The following is an 18986-nucleotide window of genomic DNA, read 5'->3' as shown; positions in this document are numbered from 1 at the left end:
GCGGCCGCCACCGACGGCCTCGTCGCCGAGCTGCGCATCAACTGGGTGTGGATGCCGCCGTGGGGCCCCGACAAGATCACCGACGAGGGGCGAGAGCAGCTGCGCGCGCTCGGTTTCAACGTATGAGCGTGCCGCAGACGGTCGTCTTCGACCTCGGGGGCGTGCTGGTCGACTGGGACCCCCGCTACCTGTACCGCACGCTGCTGCCGTCCGAGGCCGAGATGGAGCGGTTCCTCACCGAGGTCACGACGCCGGAGTGGAACACCGCGCAGGACGCCGGCCGGTCGTGGGCCGACGCGGTCGCGGAGCTGACCGCGCGGCACCCCGAGCACGCCGAGCTGATCGCGGCCTACGACACCCGCTGGATCGAGACCCTCGGCGGGCACATCGACGGCACCGTCGAGCTGCTGACCGAGCTGCGCGACGGCGGTGAGGTCGGGCTGTACGCCCTGACCAACTGGTCGGCGGAGAAGTTCCCGCACGCCGTCGAGCGGTTCGAGTGGCTGTCGTGGTTCGAGGGCATCGTGGTGTCGGGCACGGAGCGGCTGGTCAAGCCCGACCCCCGGCTGTTCCAGGTGCTGCTCGACCGCTACGGCATCGACGCCGCGTCGACGGTGTACATCGACGACAACCCGCCCAACGTCGACGCCGCCGCGCGGCTCGGCATGACCAGCCTGCACTTCACCGGCCCGGACCGGCTGCGCGACGAGCTGTCGCAGCTGGGCCTGGTCGCTCCCGATCGCTCGTCCGAGGAGTAGCACATGGCCGTCCGCCCGATCCGCCTGTTCGGCGACCCGGTCCTGCGCACCCAGGCCGAGCCGGTGGTCGACTTCGACCGCGAGATCCAGCAGCTGGTCACCGACCTCGTCGACACCATGCAGGCCGCGCCCGGTGCCGGCCTCGCCGCCCCGCAGATCGGCGTCTCCCTGCGTGTCTTCACCTACGACGTCGACGACGTCGTCGGCCACCTGATCAACCCGACGCTGGAGCTGTCCGAGGAAGAGCAGTTCGGCCCCGAGGGCTGCCTCTCCCTGCCCGGCCTCGAGTACGACTGCCGCCGCGCCCTCCGCGTCGTCGCGCACGGCTTCAACATGTACGGCGACCCGCTCGCCATCGAGGGCTCGGAGCGGCTGGCGCGCGCCATCCAGCACGAGACCGACCACCTCGACGGCATCCTCTTCATCGACAAGCTCGACCGCGAGGCCCGCAAGGCCGCGATGAAGGTCATCCGTGAGGCCGACTGGGCCGGCGAGCAGGCCCCGGTCATCCGCGACTCGCCGCACGCCACCTTCGGCCGCGCCATCTGACCGCTCCCGCGTCAGCGCAAGAAGCCGCCGGGCAGGCTCGCGACCGCCCTCGCCATGAGGTCGGCGGTGACCCGCTCGACCACGATCAGCCGGGTGATCGACACCGGCCGCCCGGCGTCGAGGTCGGCCTCGACATCCTGCCGCAGCCGCACCGGGTCGTAGAACGTCACGGTGCGGGTGCCGCCGCCGGGCAGCGCCACCTCCGCCGCGAACCACCCCTTGGCCTCGACCTCCCACGCATGGTCGGGGAAGTCGCCGGGCAGACGCAGCTCGGGGCTCATGGGTGCCTGCGTGGGTCAGAGGGCGAGCGGGCGGTAGACAAGCGCGCGGTCACCAGATCGACCAGCCGTTGTCGCTCGCCGGGGGTCCTCAGGCCGGCACGATATCCGGGCGCCCCGACGCCAGGCATGATCCTCAGTCGCCGGCGGCGAAGTCGTACGCGACCAGCCGGGCGAGGCAGTCGTTCCAGCCCTGGGCGTGGTTGGCGCTGTCGCCGGGGTCGGCGAACCGCTCGTGCGTGACGACGACGTCGGTGCCGCCGTCGGCGCCGGCCAGGAACTCGACCGTCACCAGCGTCTCCGCGTCCTCGCCGTCCCACTTCCAGGTGTGCACGAGCCGGGCCGGCGGCTCGACGGCCGCGAACTCGCCGCTGACGGCCATGCCGGCGGCGGCCGACGCGATGCGGAAGCGGCCGCCGACGCGCAGGTCGACACTGCAGGACGGGGCGAACGAGGCGGGCCAGTACCAGCGGGCCAGCTCGCCGGGGTCGGTCCACGCCCGCCACACCCGCGCGGGCTCGGCCGGGACGTGCCGCTTGAGCTGCAGCGTCAGTGGAATCACGACGGGTTCTCCTTCAGGTAGCCGGTGAGCGCGTCCAGCCGCTCGTCCCAGTAGGCGCCGTACTCGGCCAGCCAGGCGGCGGCGTCGCGCAGCGGCTGCGCCGTCAGCGTGCAGTACCGCCGCCGGCCCTGCTTCGCCGTCGTCACCAGGCCGGCCCGCTGGAGGACCGCGAGGTGCTTCGTCAGCGCGGGCAGGCTGGCCGCCAGGGGAGTGGCCAGCTCCGTCATCGTCGCAGGCCCGAGGCGCAGCCGTTCGACGACGGCGCGCCGCGTCGGGTCGGACAGCGCGGCGAAGACGACGTCGAGGCGGGACGCGGACATGGCCACGCACATTACTTCACCAAGTGGTGAACCATCAAGCCTCGCTTTGCGTTCGTTGGTTCCGTAGTGCTACGGTTCATTAGTCAAGTAAAGAACCTAGGAACCGGAGGGGGTGCCCATGTTCGACGACCGGAGCCCGATCTACCACCAGATCGCGGAGTCCATCAAGAACGACATCCTCAGCGGCGAGTTGGGAGCTGACGAGCAGGTGATGTCCACCAACCAGTACGCGGCCTACTACCGCATCAACCCGGCGACGGCCGCCAAGGGGTTCCAGCAACTGGTGGACGAAGGCGTCCTCTACAAGCGGCGGGGGATCGGCATGTTCGTCAGCCCGCAGGCCCGCGACGCGCTGCTCTCGCAGCGGCGCGAGCGCTTCTTCGCCGACGTCGTCGAGCCGATGGTCGCCGAGGCCCGGGTCATCGGCATCCCGCTCGACGACGTCGTCGCCCGCATCCAGACGCTGAAGGGTCGTGAGTCGGCATGACGTTCGGCATCGACATCCAGAACCTCACCGTCCGCTACCCGGGCGTCACGGCGGTCGACGACCTCACGCTGAAGCTCGAGGGCGGCAAGATCTACGGGCTGCTCGGCCGCAACGGGTCGGGCAAGACCACGCTGCTGTCGCTGATCGCCGCGTTCCGCCGGGTCACCGACGGCAGCATCCTCGTCGACGGCCGGGTGCCGTTCGAGAACGAGGAGCTGACGCAGGACATCTGCCTGGTCCGCGAGAGCGGCGACACCGTCGTCGAGGGCGAGAGCGTCAAGGGCGTCCTGCGCCGGGGCCGGCGGTTCCGGCCGCGCTGGGACGACGACCTCGCGCAGCGGCTGATCGACCTGTTCCAGGTGCCGGTGAACCGCGGCGTCACCAAGCTGTCGCGCGGACAGCGCTCGGCGCTCGGCATCGCCGTCGGCCTCGCCTCGCGGGCGCCGCTGACCATGCTCGACGAGTCCTACCTCGGCCTCGACGCGCCGTCGCGGTACGCGTTCTACGACGTGCTGCTCGAGGACTACATGGAGCACCCGCGCACGATCATCCTCTCGACGCATCTCATCGAGGAGGTCGCGCGGCTGTTCGAGCAGGTCGTCATCATCGACCGCGGCCGGCTCGTCGCCCACGACGACACCGAGACGCTGCGCATGCGCGGCGCCGCGGTCGTCGGCCCGGCCGCCGCCGTCGACGACTTCACCACCGGCATGACGGTGCTCGGCGAGCAGCGCCTCGGCGGGACGAAGTCGGTCACCGTCTACGGCGAGATCCCCGCCGACGCGCGCACCGTCGCCACCGACTGGGGCCTGGAGCTGTCGCCCGTCGCGCTGCAGGACCTGTTCGTCCACCTCACGAAGGGAGACCCGGCATGAGCGCCACGCTCACCTACCGTCGCGCGCGGTCCTCGTTCCTGGACCTCTCGACCGGCCTCGCCAAGAGCTTCGTGCTGTTCATCGCGATCATCGCGGTCATCTTCCTGGCCGTCGCGATGGTCGTCCAGCTGACCAGCGGCGTCGACGGCGGCGAGAGCATCTGGGAGAACTCCCAGTACGCGACGCGATACTTCCCGCTCTCGATGGGCATCATGATCACCGCGGCCTACCTGCCGGTGGCCATCGCATCCGGCGTCACGCGGCGCAGCTTCGGCTGGGGCGGCGCCGCCGTCGTCATCGCGATGGCACTGCTCATGGCGGTGCTCGAGGCGGCCGGCTACCTCGCCGAGTACGGCCTCTACCGGGCCGCCGGCGCCACGCAGACGTTCACGACACCGCACCTGTTCGACCAGGGCTACCAGTTCTGGCTCGTCATCCCCGAGGTGTGGATCGTCGTCGGCGCCAACGTGGCCGGCGGCTGGCTGATCGGCTCGGCCTACTACAAGTGGGGCTGGTTCTGGCCCACGATCGCGCTGCCGCTCCTGCTGGTGCCGCTGCTGGCCGTCGAGGCGATCATGTCGGTCGGCTGGGCCGGCGCGGCCATGGACGCCATGGGCGCCGGCCGGCTGCCCGACGGCGTCGCGGTGCTCGCCGCGCTCGCCGTCCTGGTCCTGACGCTCGCCGGCATCCAGCGCTTCGTCCGCACCATCGACCTCCGGCCGCAGAAGGCCTGACCCATCTGACCTGGAAGGACGGCACCACCATGCCGATCATCGACGTCACCAGCCTGCACAAGGCCTACGGCTCGACCGTCGCCGTCGACGACGTCTCGTTCAGCGTCGAGGAGGGCGAGATCTTCGGGATCCTCGGCCCCAACGGCGCCGGCAAGACCACCACCGTCGAGTGCATCGAAGGACTGCGGCGGCCCGACGGCGGCAGCGTCAGCGTGCTGGGCCTCGACCCCGTCCGCGACCGCGCCGAGGTGCGCAAGGTGCTCGGCGCGCAGCTGCAGGAGAGCGAGCTGCCGGAGAAGATCACCGCCGCCGAGGTGCTCGACCTCTACGCGTCGTTCTACCCGTCGCCGGCCGACCCGGCCGAGCTGCTGGCCGACCTCGGGCTGACCGAGAAGGCCGGCACCCGGTTCGAGAAGCTGTCCGGCGGGCAGAAGCAACGGCTGTCGATCGCGCTCGCGCTGGTCGGCAACCCGCGCATCGCCGTGCTCGACGAGCTGACCACCGGCCTCGACCCGCAGGCGCGGCGCGACACCTGGCAGCTGATCGAGCAGGTCCGCTCGCGCGGCGTCACGATCATCCTCGTCACGCACTTCATGGACGAGGCCGAGCGGCTGTGCGACCGCATCGCGCTGATCGACCGCGGCAAGGTCGCCGCCATCGACAGCCCGGCCGGGCTGATCGCGCGGGTGTCCGCCGCGCAGACGCTGCGGTTCCGGCCGTCGTCTCCGCTGGACGAGACCGTTCTCACCGCCCTGCCCGACGTCACCGACGTCCGCCGCGACGGCTCCCACTACGTCGTCAGCGGCACCGGCAACCTGCCCTACACCGTCATCACCACGCTGGCCGCGCACGACGTCGTCGCCGCCGAGCTGCGCATGGACCAGGCCAGTCTCGAGGACGCGTTCGTCGCGATGACCGGCCGGACCTTCGAGCCAGCGGCCAGCTGAGAGGAGTCACGTCGATGTCCACCCTGACCAAGATCACCACCGTCGAGTCCAAGCTGTTCCTCCGCGACACCACGTCCGCCGTCATGACGTTCGCGCTGCCGATCGGCCTGATGGCCGTGTTCGGCTCCATCGGGCTGGGCGAGGACGACCCCGAGAACGGCATCACCAAGGCGTTCCTGCCGGTCATGGCGCTGGCGTTGTCGGCGGCCCTGCTCGGGCTGAGCGTCCTGCCGACGGTGCTCGCGACCTACCGCGAGAAGGGGATCCTGCGCCGGCTGTCGACGACGCCGGTGCACCCGGGCAACGTCCTGGCCGCGCAGCTGCTCGTCAACCTCGCCGCGCTGGTGGCGTCGGCGGTGATGGTGGTGCTGCTCGGCGCGCTCGCCTTCGACCTCGGCACGCCGTCGAGCGTCGCCGGCTTCCTCGTCGCGTTCGCGCTGACGGCGACGGCGCTGTTCGCGATCGGGCTGCTCGTCGCGGCGCTGGCGCCGACCGGCAAGGCGGCCACGTCGATCGGCATGCTGCTGTTCTTCCCGAGCATGTTCTTCGCCGGCATCTGGACGCCGGGCGACCTCATGCCGTCGTGGGCGCAGCCGATCCGCGACGTGTCGCCGCTGGGCGCCGGCATGGAGGCGATGCAGGACGCGTGGAACGGGTCTTGGCCCGGCGGGACGAACCTGCTGGCCCTGGCCGTCGTGACGGTCGTCGCCGGTGCGGTGGCCGCCCGGGTGTTCCGCTGGGAGTGACTACACCACCTCGGCCAGCTGGGGTGACCGGCCGGCCGGGAGTGCGGGGAGCGAGCGCGCGGTGTCCTCCAGCAGGTGGACGCCGCGCGTCAGCTCGTCCACCCGGCCGGTGTAGGGGAGGCGCAGGAACCGCTCGAACGCCCCGTCGACGCCGAACTTCGGGCCGGCGATGAGGCTGACGCCGCGGGTGAGGCCGAACAGGGCGAGCGCCGAGCTGATCGGCGCGCCCAGGCCCACCCACAGCGACGCGCCGCCGTCCGGCACCGGCACGTCCCAGTGCGGCAGCCGCTCGCGCAGCTCCCGCACCAGTACGTCGCGATGGTGGCGCAGCTGCTCCGTGCGCCGCTGCACCAGCGCCGGGTAGTCGTCGAAGACCTCCGTCGCGACCAGCTGCTCCAGCTCCGGCGTCCCGAGGTCGCCGGCCGCGCGGGCCGTGTGCAGCGCGCCCACGACGTCGTCGTCGGCCCTGATCCAGCCGATACGCAGGCCGCCCCAGACGCTCTTGCCGAGCGAGCCGATGCTGACGGTGCGGTGGCCATCGGCGCGCGCGGCGAACGGGACGTCGGTCCAGCCGCGGTCGATGTCGAGATCGGCCGTCGTCTCGTCGATGACCAGGACGGTGCCCGCGCGGCGCGCCTGCCGGACGACCTCGTCGCGTTGCGCCGGCGGCATGGAGGCGCCGGTGGGGTTCTGGAAGTCGGGGATCAGGTACGCCACCGCCGGCCGGACCCGTTCCAGCGCGTCGCGCAACCGGTCGCCGTCCCAGCCGTCCGCCGTCACCGGGACCGTGACCAGCCGGCCGCCGCTCACCCTGAGCCCGTCCAGCGCGTGCGGATACGTCGGCGACTCGACGAGGACGCGGTCGGCCTGGCGGACCAGTGTGCGCGCGACGAGCGCGATGGCATGCTGGGCGCCGAGCGTGATCATCAGCTGCCCGGGGTGGGTCGGCAGGCCGCGCGCGCTGTAGTGGGCGGCGATGCGTTCGCGCAGCGGCAGGCTGCCGACGAGGTCGAAGCCGCTCTTGCCGAGGACGTCCGGGAGCCGCTCGGTGGCCCGCCGGATGATCGTCTCCAGCCCGCCGATCGCCGCCGGCGCCGCCCTCGCGAAGTCGACGACGGCCGGCTCGGGGAACCCGCCCGGCCCGCCGTGCGCGTGCGGCAGCGCGACCACGCTGCCGGAGCCGCGCTGGCTGACGAGGTGGCCGGTCTCCTTCAGCGCCCGGTACGCCGACACGATGGTCGTGCGGCTGCGCTCCAGCTCGTCGGCCAGTTCCCGTTCGGCCGGCAGCCGCGTCCGCGTCGGGATGCGCCCGTCGATGATCAGCAGCCTGATGCGGTCGGCCAGCGCGTGGTACGCGCTCTGCCCGCCGGTCTCCCACTCGCCGAGCAGCGTCCGCAGGTCCTTCGGGCCGAGCCTCGCGCCGTTCATCAGTCCAGTGTTCCACGATTGGCATCTTGATGGAAGGAGTGGACTGGTGTTGGCTGATGATTGGTCCTGTTTCTACGGTGCTTCTCGGGGTTGATCATGGTCGTCGTCGTGATGGTGTTGCTGCTGGCGTGGGTCCTCTCGGCCGCCCTCTGGGCCGCCCACCACGGCGACGTCCGCCCCCAACCCCTCCGCCCCGACTACGACAGCCGCCGGCCCCGGCCCTGATGTCCGGAGTGGTGTCCCGGAGGCGCTACACTGTTCACGCTCCGCCGCCCTCGTGGCCGGGGTAGCCACGGGCTGTGGCGCAGCTTGGTAGCGCACCTGACTGGGGGTCAGGGGGTCGCAGGTTCAAATCCTGTCAGCCCGACAGATAGGTCCTGGTAGCTGGCGGTTCCCAGGACCTTCCTGGCAGGTGGAATTTGAACCGCCCATCGAAAACCCATCACAAACCCCGCCACGCGGCGGGGCCTTGTCGCGTCTTGCTCGGTTGCTACGGGTCGGCTGCCGATGGCCCCGGTCGTCAGGGCGTCGGCCACGCACCTGGCCGGCATGGACGACATGGCGGAGACATCGGGCCCGTGGGGCCTGGAGCCACTCATGGACGTCGAGGAGCTGGCCGAGTATCTCGGCGTCCCGGTCACGACGATCTACGACTGGCGCACCAACGGGAAGGGTCCGCCGGCGTACCGGTTCGGGAAACGGCTCAAGTTCGCCGTCTCGGACGTGCGGGCCTGGCTGGCCGCGCAGCGCGAGCCCGGGTCGGGGTGATCTGCGATGCCTAGGCCCCGGCTGCCGATCGGCACCTTCGGCGAGATCACCACCCGAAGGATCGCCCGCGGGCGCGTCGAGGCGCGCACCCGCTACCGCGACTGGGACGGCAAGACACGTATCGTCCAGGCCACCGCCGACACCGAGCGCGCAGCCGAACGGGCACTGAAGGTGAAGCTGTCCGAGCGGTCGCTGTTCCAGGGCTCGTTCACCGAACTCACACCGGACAGCGGGTTCCCCGCCCTCATGGAGTACTGGCTCGAAGACCTCGACCTCGAGGACCGGCTGTCACCGTCCACGCGCGAACTCTACGAGCGCGACATGCGCACCCTCGTCCTGCCGGCCTTCGCCGAGCTCACCCTCCGTGAGATCGGCGTCGCCAGGTGCGACCGATTCATCAAGCAGCTGGCCAAACAGAGCTACAGCCGCGCCAAGCACGCCCGAGTCGTCCTCCGCCTCGCGCTCGCCCTGGCGGTCCGGCACGAGATCATCCCCAGAAACCCGATGGACCACATCGCCCGCCTGCACCGCACCCCGTCAACTCCGGATGCGCTCACCGTCCCCGAGGTCGACGCCGTCCGCGCCGCCGTCCGACACTGGGAGTCCGGGCTATCGCGGTCGGGCCCTCGTCCCGACGGTCAGCTCGGGCAGATCATCGAGGTCATGCTCGGTTCGTCGGCCCGAATCGGGGAGGTGCTGGCGATCCGGCGCTGCGACGTCGACGTCGCCAGCTCGCCTCCGACGCTGCGGATCGCTGGGACGATCGTGACCCGCCGTGGCGAGCCTGCACACCGTCAGGATCACCCGAAGACCGCCAAGTCCCGTCGGACCGTGGCGCTGCCGTCCTATGCGGCCGAGGCGGTCCGCCAGCGGCTCGCGGTGATGAGGGAGCGGTCCCCGGAAGCGCTGCTGTTCTGCAGCCGCAACGGGACACCGCTGACCCCGAACAACGTGCGCCGCCAGCTCCGCCGCGTCATGAAGCTGGCCGAGATCGACGGCGTCACCCCGCACGCGTTCCGCCGCACCGTCGCGACAGCGGTCAACGAAGCCGCCGGCATCAACCTCGCCGCGGAACTGCTCGGCCACAGCGACACCAAGATCACCATCGACCACTACATCCGCCGCAACGAGATGGTGAATCCCGTCACCGCCGACCTGCTCGACCAGGCCTTTCGGCGAAGCTGAAGCACACGGACGGGCTCGGTCCTCTTGCATGTCTTGTCGACGCGCCGTCATGGAGCCGGCGAGCCGGCCACCAGGGCGGATGGGAGAGGTGGGCAACTCCCTTGGGGGAGTTGCCCACCCACCCCTTCCCAGGCAGTACTCGACTTGTCCGCCTGATCTGCAGCCATCTCGGCCGGGGCGGATCTACACACTGGCGAGAGCGGACATGGCCACGATCCACCGCTCCTGAGCAGGGTGATTGGGACGTTGTGCAAAGAGCATCGACGAGTTGGCGGATGACGATGTGACAGTGCTACGCTCTCCGTCATACAGGATGGAGCGCGACATGGCTGTTTTGAACATCCGAGTGGAAGACCGAGTCCGCGATCAACTCAAGGAGATGGCGGACGACCAGGGGGTCACGCTCAGCGAGTTTGTCCGAGACCTACTCATGGAAGCAGTCGTCCCGGTCTACCAACGGGAAGTTGAGCACGGAGAGGAGTCCGCACCGGAAAGCATGCCGATCATCGATCGGCAGGTGCTCTCCCTCCTGCATCGCATCCTCGCACGGGTACTGCCGGAGGACGCTAATGACGTCGATGGCGATCGTGACTACCAGCTCAAGCGCGCGCACATCCTTGAGGCCGGCTACTCAGGCGAGTACTGGTACGAGGTTGCCGGGTTCAACACCGAACTCTCGAAGAGGGACTGCGGGCGGGTCTCGGACATCCTGCAGATGTTCCGGGTTATCACCTACAGCGTCGAGCACCTCAAGGAGGAGGGGAGTCCCGTCGATGACAAGCTTGCGATCCAACTCGAGTTCCAGGGCTTCGACCACAACGATGCGCTGGAAGGCCACATGGCGGGCTACGTCGACTTCCTCATGCGAGGCGATCGCTGGACCGAATTGAAGCCCCAGCTGAAGCGAAACGACAACGGCAACTCACACTCGCGCGTGCTCGATACCTATCTACGGATGCTGTCCGAGTACCGCCGAATCATGGACGGCCGCGAGCGCGGCCATGGCCGCCTGGGCTACCTCCTGTCACGGGAGGAACTGAAGCAGATCGCCGATGCGCGCGTTCACCCCTCGAATCGCCGCCACTCCCAATAGGCCAGGTTGGCACGCAGCGAGGTTCGGAATGCAATGCGGCGCAGTGCGGCGCCTACGGTGCCGCCGCCGGACATCAACTGCGCCTGTGTGCCCCACTTAGGACCGTTGGCGGCGGCCGGCTACGGCAACGCCAACACTCTGCCGACTCCGGGCCCGAAGTTGCGTCGTAGGTGCCTGGCAGGCTGGCGACGGTAGTCCCAACTCAGGGTTGAGAGGCTTCATGGATCTTCTGACTGCGGCGGCGAACTTTCGGCGGGCGATCCGGCACTCCGACAACTTGATCGCGGTTCACCGATCAACGAACTCGGGCCGCGGGCGTCGGACGAAGGAAATCTCTCTCAACCGGGCGGCGATCGTCCTGGCGGTCGCTACATGGCAGGCTTCTGTTGAGGACCTCACGATCGCGGCGATCGATGTGTCCCGACCCGCGCAGCAGCACGCGTACCTGGACCGTGCGTACGACGTCGTCACCGGGAAGATTCGAGTCGACGTGAAGCAATTCTCCACGGCCAACGCCCAGAACAGTCGAAGGCTGTTGCTTGGGGTGGGCTTCGACCCAAGGCCACATTGGACATGGTCCGCCGTGGGCCGGACGCCAGCGATTCGACCTCACCAGGTCGAGTCTCGCTTGGACGACTGGCTCAAGCTTCGACACGCCCTCGCACATGGAGATCCAGAGCTTCCTGCAGTCGAGGTCCTGGAGTGCGTCCGCAACAACGAACAGCTCGCAGATGGTCCAAGCGTCCGGCTGGCGGATGCCGAGAACTGCGTCAAGTTCGTTCGGCGGTTGGTGGCCGCAACTGGAGATGGTCTGGCCCAACATCTCTCGACCCCTGCGGCAATCTGGCGCTGAGGAACTGATCCTCGGGGGCAACATGCTCAACTGTGAAGCTCCAACTCGCTCCGCGAGTACCAGGCGGGCGCTGGCTCCAATCAATCACGGGCAGTCCCTCCGCCGGCCTGGGCATTCGATCGACCAATCCGGTGGTCTCTGAGACGAAGCCCTCGGCTCAGCCAGCAAGATGGGCACGCATCATTCCCTGCTGCGTCCTTGGAGGGCCGTAAGGGCTTGTGCAGCAGTTCCGGCTTCGCGTCTCACGACCGCAGCCGGGTGCGCTTCTGCCGCTATAACTGCTTGCGACAGACTCTCGTCGTGCAAGGGCGCTAAAGCGGAAGGATGAGATAACCCACGTAGTGCCGCAAGTGGGACCAGGATGCTGTTATCTGTGAGCAGCGGTACGAGGGCTCGCGTCAGGGTCTCTTGCCACTGCCGTTGAGTACGGACAGTTCGGCCGAGCGACAAGGCTGCCTCTGCCCGGACTGTGGCGTCATCATCCCCTGCCAATTGCACTAGTAGTAAGGGCATCCATGCCGGTGCGGCCGCTTCGTGTGTATCCCCAAGCATCCTGGCGGCCACTCGCCGTGCGCGCGCGTCCGCGTGAGCCGCGACTCGAAACACCTGCTCGTCAATCGAGTGCTTGTCTTGCGTGCGCGACCGCAACGACCACAATAGAGCTACGCACGACGGATGGGGCGGGGACGACGAACGCTCAAATGTCAAGTCGGGAGTATCGAGGTCCACCATCGCGAAACAGATCTTCCGAAGCTGAACAGCACGCCGCGCAGATATCTTATGGCTATTCGATGCGAGATAATGAAGAGCCGGCTCCTTTTGCTGCATCAGCACGTTCTCGGAACGTAGTGTACGAAGCAAGGCGGGCCAAAGTTTTGACCATCCCGCGTCAACAATTCCGCTGGCCGCCATGCCGACTGGAGAATACCCTCCGAAACTGAAGCTGCCGTTTCGAGCATCGATCAACAGACGATCAAGATCATCTCGCAGGATCGCAACCGATCGGTCGGTGATATGCGCGTCGATGGGGAACGCCGTGGCGCTTCGCACAGTATCAATTACGAGAGCTGCAAAGCGCAAACCCTCACGTCGCTCCAATAGGTCGCTGCGAAGAGAGGGAGAAAGGTTGGCAAGCATCCACGGAGTTGAGTCCAGGATGTTGCTCGCCAAACTGTCCACGGTGTCCTGCTCATGCAACTGTGACTCCACCCACTCGAGCCACCGGTTACGCACGTCAGGGTCCAACCGTTCCCAGTCCACCGCAGCGATCGCGGAGGGCAAGCGCTGGGCGAACAACGCGTCTGATTCATTCGGGCGCTGCGCCCTTGCCAAGAGGCGCAACATAATGTCGGATAGGTCGCCAGCGACCTCGCCGAGCGCTAGGACCGCACTCCAGGCGGCCACCTCGAGCAGGGACCGGCTCTCCCACCGAGCCGACGCCACATATTCACCGCCTGCGACCAGTTCAGCGAACGCCATGACATGGACCGCAGCGCGCTGGGCCTCGCCTGCGCCCAAGAGTTGTGCCGCATAGCGCAGGACAAGGAGAGCCTCTCGAGTCAATGAGCTTGGGTTACCATCTCGATTCGCGAGTCTCTTGGCGTCGGCTGTCAGGGGCTCCAGGGGCCCCTCCGCTCTGACCTTTGAGAGCGCTGAACGAAGCATTTGCTCGTCGCGACTCCTCCGGAGAAGCGTTATTGGCCCATCCCGATCTGACTGCAAATGTTCATAGGGCGATACCAGGAGAACCAACGCCTGATCCCGGCGAAATTGTCGGCTGCTCCCCGGATCACCCATCAATTCAGCATGCAGCAGCGCCGCGCGCAGGGGCAGAAGGATGGGATCCTCGGCGAACATCGTTTGTGTTTGCGAGTATGGGCTTGATTGCCACTGCTGCTGGACAAGGGATTCGTAAGCGGAAAAGGCGCGTCGGAAGTTAGTGAGCGTGAGATAGGGTGCGGGTTGCCGAACGAGACTCTGCCAGCCATCGCTGCCGAATGGAGCCAAGGCCCCCTTGAGGGCCGTGTGGGAGGCTCGAAGCTCCGCTAGCACGTGGCTTATTGTTACGTCGCTTCCCCATTCCACGCCTAGCGAGTTTCGAAACTGCTGCCACGCCTCGTGTCCAACCCCGTATAGATGGTTCTCTGCGCTATCCATCAGTGGACCGAGCGCCTCGTAGTCCTCGGTCAGTCCGCGTTCGTACCGTCGAAAGGCCTCCTGAAGCTCCACAACTCCTAGGAGCACGTCCTTTTCTTGAGACCAAGGCTCCTTCTCTAGGCGCCGAACGAGGATCTGCAACAGGCCCAGAGCATCTTCATGGCACTCTGCAGCTGCAAGCGCTACTACAGTAAGCAGGGCGATGGGCACCGCGCGATCAACGGGAAGCGAGGAACTTAGCATTCGAGCGTTTTCCGTCGGCGACTGGCCATCGAAGGGCGACATGTCCCGGATGACTTCGAGATGATGTAACTCCGCGTCCGTAACCGACGACGCGAGCCGAGCGTCGCCATAAACTCGCCGCCAGGTCTGTTCGTCGAAGTTCGCGGTGGCTGCCAGCGCACCAGCAGCAGTCAAGTCTTCGTCGTTAAAGAAGTTGGGGTGCGCTGCCATTTCGCGCGGAGCCAATATCGCGCACAACCACTCAAGGGTAAGGATCATATCATGTCCCACGTCTGTTCTCTGATCGTCTCCGGTCGATACCCGCTGAGCCCCTGAATAAATTGCTCACTGTCTGTGACGCTCGCTCTTGCAATAACGTCGCTTGCTGCCTGAGCCATCCATTCCGTTAAATGATTGGCAAAATGGTCAACGGAACGCTCGTGTGCTACGAATCGGAGTCCGCGGGGCCGCACTAGGTCAACTTCTCGACGCACAAGAACTGCAGAAGCAGACGCATGGATCCCGTAAATTGCAAGGCCGGTGCCAATGGGTCGTCTGCTTCGCTCACTGGTTAGGAGCGAAACTAGTTCACTCAACCTAGGTCCCTCGATCGGTTTGTCTGCGGAACTCCCGCGCACGAGAAAGTGCTCAAGCTCAACATCGGGTAGCCAGTCCAAGTCATAGACTTCAAGGGAACCTTGCAGCATTCTGTTGAAGCGAGGCGCAAGGCTATCGCGGGCGGCCTCGTAGAGTCGTCGTAGGCGCAAGTCCTCCGTGGTGCTTTCGCCCCAGTAACTGGTTATGAGTACTGCCACCGATTCAAAGCCCCCTCACGCTTCGGACGAGACGCTGGGGGAGCCAAACCTGCATTGAAGGGCAAGGCGCCGCAATGTCATCGAGTACAACGCCGGCGGTGTCCCAGCGTTCCAGGACTCCGCTCAGTTCCTCCACGTGCTGGCCACAAAACTCGCTGGCAACTAGGCGTCCTTGAGTAGTTAGCAAAACCGTAACCCGAGGCTGAGGTGACTCCTTCGGATCGGCGACAACGATGACTAGACTGACCAATGCCAGCGCCAGGGCGACCAATCCCAGCCAGGTTGCTCGGCTCAGCCAAGGGCGAATGGACGAGCATTCATTTTTCGCCGCCTCGCCCACTTCCATAATCAATTCCCGGGAAGTAACGTCAGTTTTTGGCGAATAGTTGAACGGGCGGGTTATCGCTCGAAACGCCGAAGCTACGGCGCCTACAAAGAGGAGCAGGGAAACCGCCATTAGGACGAACGTGAGCCTGTTTGCATCGTCCGCGCGTCCGATGAGCGCCACCAAAGTGCCGGCAGCTGCAGCGGTCGCTGCAGTCGCTATCGTGCTCGCTCGCGCCCTGAGGGCATCCGGTTCTCCCACCCGCCTAGCGGTCCAGAGAGCGAACACTTCCCGAGCCTGCGCGTCGCGATGGGCTTGCGTCTCCGCTGTGGCAGGTGCAGGTGCAGGTGCAGGTGCAGGTGCAGGTGGCGGGGTATCGTCTGCTTCCTGCATTGCTCCTCCAATCGAACATGTTGTCTCGGGTGGCCGCTGTCCGCACCGTAGTCCATCCGGGACGCCGAGAGTACAGGCCAAGGAGAGGTTCGGCCCAAGGTGGATCTCGTCATTAAGAATGGGGCATCCCCGAGCTACGGCTGAGACCCTCTGTATCACGGATGCGCCGAGTTGGCCGGTGTGGGAGAGCTGTGGGCCGACTCCAGCGTCTGTACTTGCCGACGCCGACCAGAACCCGCTTCTGGTCCACGCAACGAGCAGCTAACCATTCCTTGAAGGGGGTGGCGTCGTCGGCTGTCGACCAACGAAGCGATCGAGGCGTGGAGGCTCCGGCGAGGTATCCGACATCCATGGCACTACGCGACGCTTAGGGAGGAACCACGCCGCTGCGTGCGGCCTCGACGGCTGCGAATTCCCGACAATCAGATCCCAGCACCGCCGCGTGTCTTTCTGGTCGGAATGATGCGCCGTCGGGGAGCCTGCGTCAGTCGTAGGCCGCGCGGCCGCACAGTCGGCTTCTGCATGCGATCAGCCGTCCTGGGCCGTTGACGCGACGGCTCGTCTTCACGACGGCTCACGATGCTGCCTTCGTACGCGAAAGCACCCCGCTACCTGGTCGCGTCCATGGGCGCCTTTCCGCGGTCCGGCGGCAACCTCGTGGCAACCGAGGACGGCGAGAGCAAGTGGCGGGGCGCTCTGATGGTGGCTTCTGGCTGCCCGGTAGATGGTAGCGCCCGCGCCAAGAGGTCCGCTTGCTCGACGGCGCGTTGTGCTGTTTCGACGATTCGGGGCTGCGTGGTGTCGGATGTGAGGCGCCAGGGATGGCGGGCGCCTTTGAGGTACTGGTACCAGCGCCCATCGTGGACGTGTTGCTCGATGACGTCGCGGAGGGCAGCGACGATGTCGAGGGCGGGGCGGATGGTGCGGGCGGCGGCTGCGCGCTCGGCCCGGGTGGGCTCGTGTGGTTTCTCGAGGAATCGCCAGCAGTCGTGCAGGAGCTGGAGTTGTTGGCGGGGTCGGTAGTCGCCGGGCTCGGTGGTGCGGATGCGTTGTGTTTGTCGGGCGACCTCGGCCAGGGCGTTGGCGAGGGCGCGGAGGCGAGGCTCCGCCGGGCCGTAGTGGGGATCGGCCTTGAGGAGCCGCCCGATGGTGCGCAGCGCCTGGGCTTGGCTGCGCGCGACGGCGCGCACAGTTGCTGGTTCGAGGTGGTGAGCGCTGCGCAGTAGGAAGGTGAGGCGGGCTGTGCCGGCAGGTGCGTCGGCGGCAGACCTGATGCGGAGCAGCAGCTGGTGGCGCCGTGACGGCAGCGGGGCCGGGTCGGCGTCGAGGGTGTCGAGCGGCGCGAGTCGGCGGACCTGCTCAGCGGCGAAGGCCAGCGCCCAAGCCTGATCGATCACAGTGGTCGTGCGTTTGGGGTGCTGCCGGGCCAGGTTGAGCTCGAGGTGGGCGATGGCTTCGGCGATCGCCGCGATGTCGGTGATGATCGGCCAGGCATCGGGTCCGTGCGGGTGCGCTTCGGGGTAGATCATTTCCCACTCGTGCTCGGCGAGGGCCGCGAAGCGGTGCGCCCCTCGCCAGTGGTGGCGCACTGGGGTGGATGAGGCGTGGTCCACCCATCCGGTACTCGGCTGAGCCGGGTCGGCGAAGCGCAGCATCTCCGCGCGGAGAACGTGCTGGAGGGAGGCGACGGAGCGGTGGCCGAGATCCGCGATCGGTGACTCGCCGAGGGATGCAGCGGCGACGTCGTGGAGGATCCGCCAGCAGAGCTGCCGTACCGCGGCCCGGGCGGCGTCGACGACGGCCAGCTCGTCCGGATCGACGGGGTGCTCTGCGGCCAGGAGGTGCGCCAGGTGTTCGGCCAGCGCGTGAACGTCCGCCTCGTAGGCCATCGGAGCATCACCGCGGCCGGCCGTCGGTGAGGACGCGGACCGCGCGGGCGATGCGCAAGCGTGCCTCGGCCGTGATTCCGGTGGCGGCGGTCGCAGCTGCGAGCGCTGACAGCGTGTGCGGCAGCGCGATCGCCAGGGGAGTCGGTTCTCGGTCGTCGTCCGGTGGCGGGTGGGGCGGAGTGACGTCGGTGAGGATGTCCAGGGCTTCGCCTGCGATGAGCCGGGCCCGCAGGTCGACGTCGCTATCGCGGTCGCCGGTGTGGCGCTCGGCGGCCCAGAGCCAGCTGCAGGCCACACGTAGGTGGTCGCTCATGGGCTGTTCGGGAAGCTCGGATGGACGGGTCATTGCTCGACCTTCGGGGATCGGCGGCGGCGCGGCGCGGCGTGGCAGCGGGGTCTGTGGACAACCCGATGAGGTTGCTTCGTTGTGGATGGCCTCATGGCTCGGTGGGCTGGTCCCTGAGGAAGGCGGCTTCGGCGTGGCGGCGGCGTTCGACGTCGTCGAGGACGAAGTGGACGAAGTCGTCTTCGCGGTTGGTGATGCGGGACTCGGCTTCGATCGGTGGTACGTCTTCGCCGGGCCAGCTGGTTTGGCGGGTGGGGCGGTCGCGGTCGAGGCGGGTGCCGGAGATGGAGACCCAGTCGTGCAGGCGCTGCCGAGCGGTGGCGAACTCGGCCATCCAGACCAGCGGCGCGGACGGGTCCTGGTAGGGGTCGTAGGCGGCGAGCCAGCGCTGGTGCAGCGCGGACAATTCCCAGACGAGTTCGGGGTGGCGGTGCCAGTAGGGCGGGATGATCGCGGCGCTGAGGCCGAACTCGCGTCGCAGCCAGTGCACCCACTCGTTGAGGGCCAGCCACTCCTGTTCGGCTTCGTCGGCGCTCAGCGTCCGCCAGTTCAACGGCTGCGCCGGGCTGGGCGACTCGGCGAACGGCCCGGACGGCTCGTCGGCCTCGTGCCGAGTGCTGGCGCCGGCATCGTCGGGACCGCCGATCTCGAAGTCGCCGGGAGACGGCTCTGCGCGGTGGGGTTCGTTGGGCTCGGTGGGTTCGGGCATGGCTCTCCTCGAGGTCTCGCGGGTCAGCGGGTGAGGTCGTCGGTGGACGGCGGCGCGGGCGACGGCTGTGGCTGCGATTGCCGCGGGGCCGCGGGTGCGTGCTGGTTGTGCAACTCTGCGCCGGGTTCGGCGAGGTCCCGCTTGGCGGTTCGGGGACGACGGATGACCTCGTAGTCCGTCGAAATGCCGTCGTGCGACAGCCGGTAAGCGACGAACTGCTCGTCCTTCTTGGACTTCCCGTCGACGGTGCGGGTGTAGCTGCGGACGTATCCGACGGCGACGAAGTCGTCGCCCTTCTTGAACCGGTCGTGGGTGAGTTCGGCGCCACGCTCGAACTGGACTAGGTCGTGGAACGTCGGGGGCAGCCTGCGGCGCCGGCCGCCGGGCAGTGGCTCGAAGCGGTTGATGCCGATGCGGACGTAGAGGCGTGGCTTGTTGTCCGCGTTGTAGGTGAGTTCGGGGTCCGAGGCGATGAACCCGTAGATGCCTTCGTAGCGCTTCACGCCGTTCCTCCCGCCGGCCGGATCAGTCACCTGTCAGGTGGGGC

Annotated in this window: 20 protein-coding genes, 1 tRNA gene and 1 pseudogene; 13 read left to right on the top strand and 9 right to left on the bottom strand. The window is 67.6% G+C overall.

Annotated elements, in window-relative coordinates; translation table 11 throughout:
* From BLV02_RS37675 to def, 3 genes and pseudogenes are all read left to right on the top strand, one after another.
* Positions 1-126: pseudogene (locus tag BLV02_RS37675) on the top strand (metal-sulfur cluster biosynthetic enzyme); the annotation flags it as partial.
* On the top strand, positions 123-758 hold the full coding sequence (locus tag BLV02_RS17715; protein ID WP_069114105.1) for an HAD family hydrolase: 636 nt from the start codon (positions 123-125) through the stop codon (positions 756-758). The pseudogene BLV02_RS37675 and the gene BLV02_RS17715, both read left to right, overlap by 4 nt.
* Before the next feature lie 3 nt (positions 759-761).
* Positions 762-1307, top strand: coding sequence for a peptide deformylase (gene def, locus BLV02_RS17710; protein ID WP_069114104.1), 546 nt, complete (start codon positions 762-764; stop codon positions 1305-1307).
* A gap of 11 nt (positions 1308-1318) precedes the next feature.
* On the opposite strand, the gene BLV02_RS17705 is transcribed toward def, so the two are convergent.
* The 3 genes from BLV02_RS17705 to BLV02_RS17695 all read right to left on the bottom strand — a co-directional run bounded on the left by BLV02_RS17705 (position 1319) and on the right by BLV02_RS17695 (position 2467).
* Positions 1319-1588 (bottom strand): hypothetical protein, encoded by a 270-nt coding sequence (locus BLV02_RS17705; protein WP_069114103.1) that lies wholly within the window; start codon positions 1586-1588, stop codon positions 1319-1321.
* Between the two features lie 133 nt (positions 1589-1721).
* Complete coding sequence (locus tag BLV02_RS17700; protein ID WP_074946417.1) at positions 1722-2147, bottom strand: SRPBCC family protein; 426 nt, start codon at positions 2145-2147, stop codon at positions 1722-1724.
* On the bottom strand, positions 2144-2467 hold the full coding sequence (locus BLV02_RS17695) for an ArsR/SmtB family transcription factor (protein ID WP_069114260.1): 324 nt from the start codon (positions 2465-2467) through the stop codon (positions 2144-2146). The genes BLV02_RS17700 and BLV02_RS17695 overlap by 4 nt, the downstream gene beginning before the upstream one ends.
* Positions 2468-2585: 118 nt before the next feature.
* Between BLV02_RS17695 and BLV02_RS17690 the strand changes: the two genes are divergently transcribed.
* From BLV02_RS17690 to BLV02_RS17670, 5 genes are read left to right on the top strand one after another with little or no spacing between them, the layout of a single operon-like run.
* The gene (locus tag BLV02_RS17690) at positions 2586-2954 is read left to right on the top strand and encodes a GntR family transcriptional regulator (protein WP_069114102.1); all 369 of its coding nucleotides are present in this window, start codon (positions 2586-2588) and stop codon (positions 2952-2954) included.
* Entirely contained in the window at positions 2951-3829 is an 879-nt protein-coding gene (locus BLV02_RS17685; RefSeq protein ID WP_069114101.1) for an ATP-binding cassette domain-containing protein, read from the top strand. The genes BLV02_RS17690 and BLV02_RS17685 overlap by 4 nt, the downstream gene beginning before the upstream one ends.
* Positions 3826-4563, top strand: a complete 738-nt coding sequence (locus BLV02_RS17680; RefSeq protein WP_069114100.1) for a hypothetical protein — start codon at positions 3826-3828, stop codon at positions 4561-4563. Before BLV02_RS17685 ends, BLV02_RS17680 begins: the two co-directional genes overlap by 4 nt.
* A 29-nt stretch (positions 4564-4592) precedes the next feature.
* Positions 4593-5510: an ABC transporter ATP-binding protein gene (locus tag BLV02_RS17675; RefSeq protein ID WP_069114099.1), complete on the top strand. Its 918-nt coding sequence runs from the start codon at positions 4593-4595 to the stop codon at positions 5508-5510.
* A 14-nt stretch (positions 5511-5524) separates the two neighbouring features.
* Entirely contained in the window at positions 5525-6256 is a 732-nt protein-coding gene (locus tag BLV02_RS17670; RefSeq protein WP_069114098.1) for an ABC transporter permease, read from the top strand.
* On the opposite strand, the gene yczR is transcribed toward BLV02_RS17670, so the two are convergent.
* On the bottom strand, positions 6257-7684 hold the full coding sequence (yczR, locus tag BLV02_RS17665; RefSeq protein ID WP_069114097.1) for a MocR-like transcription factor YczR: 1428 nt from the start codon (positions 7682-7684) through the stop codon (positions 6257-6259). It abuts the gene before it with no gap.
* Between the two features lie 293 nt (positions 7685-7977).
* Here yczR and BLV02_RS17660 point away from each other — a divergent pair.
* From BLV02_RS17660 to BLV02_RS35730, 5 genes are all read left to right on the top strand, one after another.
* A tRNA-Pro gene (locus BLV02_RS17660) sits at positions 7978-8051 on the top strand.
* A 140-nt stretch (positions 8052-8191) separates the two neighbouring features.
* Positions 8192-8452, top strand: coding sequence for a helix-turn-helix domain-containing protein (locus BLV02_RS17655; RefSeq protein WP_216094496.1), 261 nt, complete (start codon positions 8192-8194; stop codon positions 8450-8452).
* Positions 8453-8458: 6 nt separating this feature from the next.
* Positions 8459-9637 (top strand): tyrosine-type recombinase/integrase, encoded by a 1179-nt coding sequence (locus BLV02_RS17650; protein ID WP_069114096.1) that lies wholly within the window; start codon positions 8459-8461, stop codon positions 9635-9637.
* Positions 9638-9950: 313 nt separating this feature from the next.
* Entirely contained in the window at positions 9951-10730 is a 780-nt protein-coding gene (locus BLV02_RS17645) for a YfbU family protein (RefSeq protein ID WP_218133506.1), read from the top strand.
* A 220-nt stretch (positions 10731-10950) separates the two neighbouring features.
* On the top strand, positions 10951-11583 hold the full coding sequence (locus tag BLV02_RS35730; RefSeq protein WP_141711791.1) for a hypothetical protein: 633 nt from the start codon (positions 10951-10953) through the stop codon (positions 11581-11583).
* Between the two features lie 180 nt (positions 11584-11763).
* Here the strand turns inward: BLV02_RS35730 and BLV02_RS35725 are convergent, their stop codons facing one another.
* From BLV02_RS35725 to BLV02_RS17625, 5 genes are all read right to left on the bottom strand, one after another.
* The gene (locus BLV02_RS35725) at positions 11764-14241 is read right to left on the bottom strand and encodes a HEAT repeat domain-containing protein (RefSeq protein WP_141711790.1); all 2478 of its coding nucleotides are present in this window, start codon (positions 14239-14241) and stop codon (positions 11764-11766) included.
* A 1862-nt stretch (positions 14242-16103) separates the two neighbouring features.
* Positions 16104-17384: a hypothetical protein gene (locus BLV02_RS17640; RefSeq protein ID WP_069114095.1), complete on the bottom strand. Its 1281-nt coding sequence runs from the start codon at positions 17382-17384 to the stop codon at positions 16104-16106.
* A gap of 7 nt (positions 17385-17391) precedes the next feature.
* Positions 17392-17730 carry a hypothetical protein gene (locus BLV02_RS17635; protein WP_141711789.1) on the bottom strand — a complete coding sequence of 113 codons (339 nt, stop codon included), beginning with the start codon at positions 17728-17730 and terminating at the stop codon, positions 17392-17394.
* Between the two features lie 91 nt (positions 17731-17821).
* Positions 17822-18439 (bottom strand): hypothetical protein, encoded by a 618-nt coding sequence (locus BLV02_RS17630; protein WP_216094494.1) that lies wholly within the window; start codon positions 18437-18439, stop codon positions 17822-17824.
* A gap of 23 nt (positions 18440-18462) precedes the next feature.
* Entirely contained in the window at positions 18463-18942 is a 480-nt protein-coding gene (locus BLV02_RS17625; RefSeq protein WP_069114093.1) for a single-stranded DNA-binding protein, read from the bottom strand.
* Positions 18943-18986 lie beyond the last annotated feature (44 nt).

Source organism: Jiangella alba, assembly GCF_900106035.1.
In the GTDB taxonomy this organism is placed as follows: Bacteria; Actinomycetota; Actinomycetes; order Jiangellales; family Jiangellaceae; genus Jiangella; species Jiangella alba.
The sequence above is the reverse complement of the archived record's forward strand: the minus strand, read 5'-3'. Positions and strand labels throughout refer to the sequence as shown.

What these genes read in the sequence shown, in the direction of transcription:
- BLV02_RS17715 (WP_069114105.1), top strand. Translation starts at nt 123, where the DNA reads ATGAGCGTGCCGCAGACGGTCGTCTTCGACCTCGGGGGCGTGCTGGTC.
- def (WP_069114104.1), top strand. Translation starts at nt 762, where the DNA reads ATGGCCGTCCGCCCGATCCGCCTGTTCGGCGACCCGGTCCTGCGCACC.
- BLV02_RS17705 (WP_069114103.1), bottom strand. Translation starts at nt 1,588, where the DNA reads ATGAGCCCCGAGCTGCGTCTGCCCGGCGACTTCCCCGACCATGCGTGG.
- BLV02_RS17695 (WP_069114260.1), bottom strand. Translation starts at nt 2,467, where the DNA reads ATGTCCGCGTCCCGCCTCGACGTCGTCTTCGCCGCGCTGTCCGACCCG.
- BLV02_RS17690 (WP_069114102.1), top strand. Translation starts at nt 2,586, where the DNA reads ATGTTCGACGACCGGAGCCCGATCTACCACCAGATCGCGGAGTCCATC.
- BLV02_RS17685 (WP_069114101.1), top strand. Translation starts at nt 2,951, where the DNA reads ATGACGTTCGGCATCGACATCCAGAACCTCACCGTCCGCTACCCGGGC.
- BLV02_RS17680 (WP_069114100.1), top strand. Translation starts at nt 3,826, where the DNA reads ATGAGCGCCACGCTCACCTACCGTCGCGCGCGGTCCTCGTTCCTGGAC.
- BLV02_RS17675 (WP_069114099.1), top strand. Translation starts at nt 4,593, where the DNA reads ATGCCGATCATCGACGTCACCAGCCTGCACAAGGCCTACGGCTCGACC.
- BLV02_RS17670 (WP_069114098.1), top strand. Translation starts at nt 5,525, where the DNA reads ATGTCCACCCTGACCAAGATCACCACCGTCGAGTCCAAGCTGTTCCTC.
- yczR (WP_069114097.1), bottom strand. Translation starts at nt 7,684, where the DNA reads ATGAACGGCGCGAGGCTCGGCCCGAAGGACCTGCGGACGCTGCTCGGC.
- BLV02_RS17655 (WP_216094496.1), top strand. Translation starts at nt 8,192, where the DNA reads ATGGCCCCGGTCGTCAGGGCGTCGGCCACGCACCTGGCCGGCATGGAC.
- BLV02_RS17650 (WP_069114096.1), top strand. Translation starts at nt 8,459, where the DNA reads ATGCCTAGGCCCCGGCTGCCGATCGGCACCTTCGGCGAGATCACCACC.
- BLV02_RS17645 (WP_218133506.1), top strand. Translation starts at nt 9,951, where the DNA reads ATGGAGCGCGACATGGCTGTTTTGAACATCCGAGTGGAAGACCGAGTC.
- BLV02_RS35730 (WP_141711791.1), top strand. Translation starts at nt 10,951, where the DNA reads ATGGATCTTCTGACTGCGGCGGCGAACTTTCGGCGGGCGATCCGGCAC.
- BLV02_RS35725 (WP_141711790.1), bottom strand. Translation starts at nt 14,241, where the DNA reads ATGATCCTTACCCTTGAGTGGTTGTGCGCGATATTGGCTCCGCGCGAA.
- BLV02_RS17640 (WP_069114095.1), bottom strand. Translation starts at nt 17,384, where the DNA reads ATGGCCTACGAGGCGGACGTTCACGCGCTGGCCGAACACCTGGCGCAC.
- BLV02_RS17635 (WP_141711789.1), bottom strand. Translation starts at nt 17,730, where the DNA reads ATGACCCGTCCATCCGAGCTTCCCGAACAGCCCATGAGCGACCACCTA.
- BLV02_RS17630 (WP_216094494.1), bottom strand. Translation starts at nt 18,439, where the DNA reads ATGCCCGAACCCACCGAGCCCAACGAACCCCACCGCGCAGAGCCGTCT.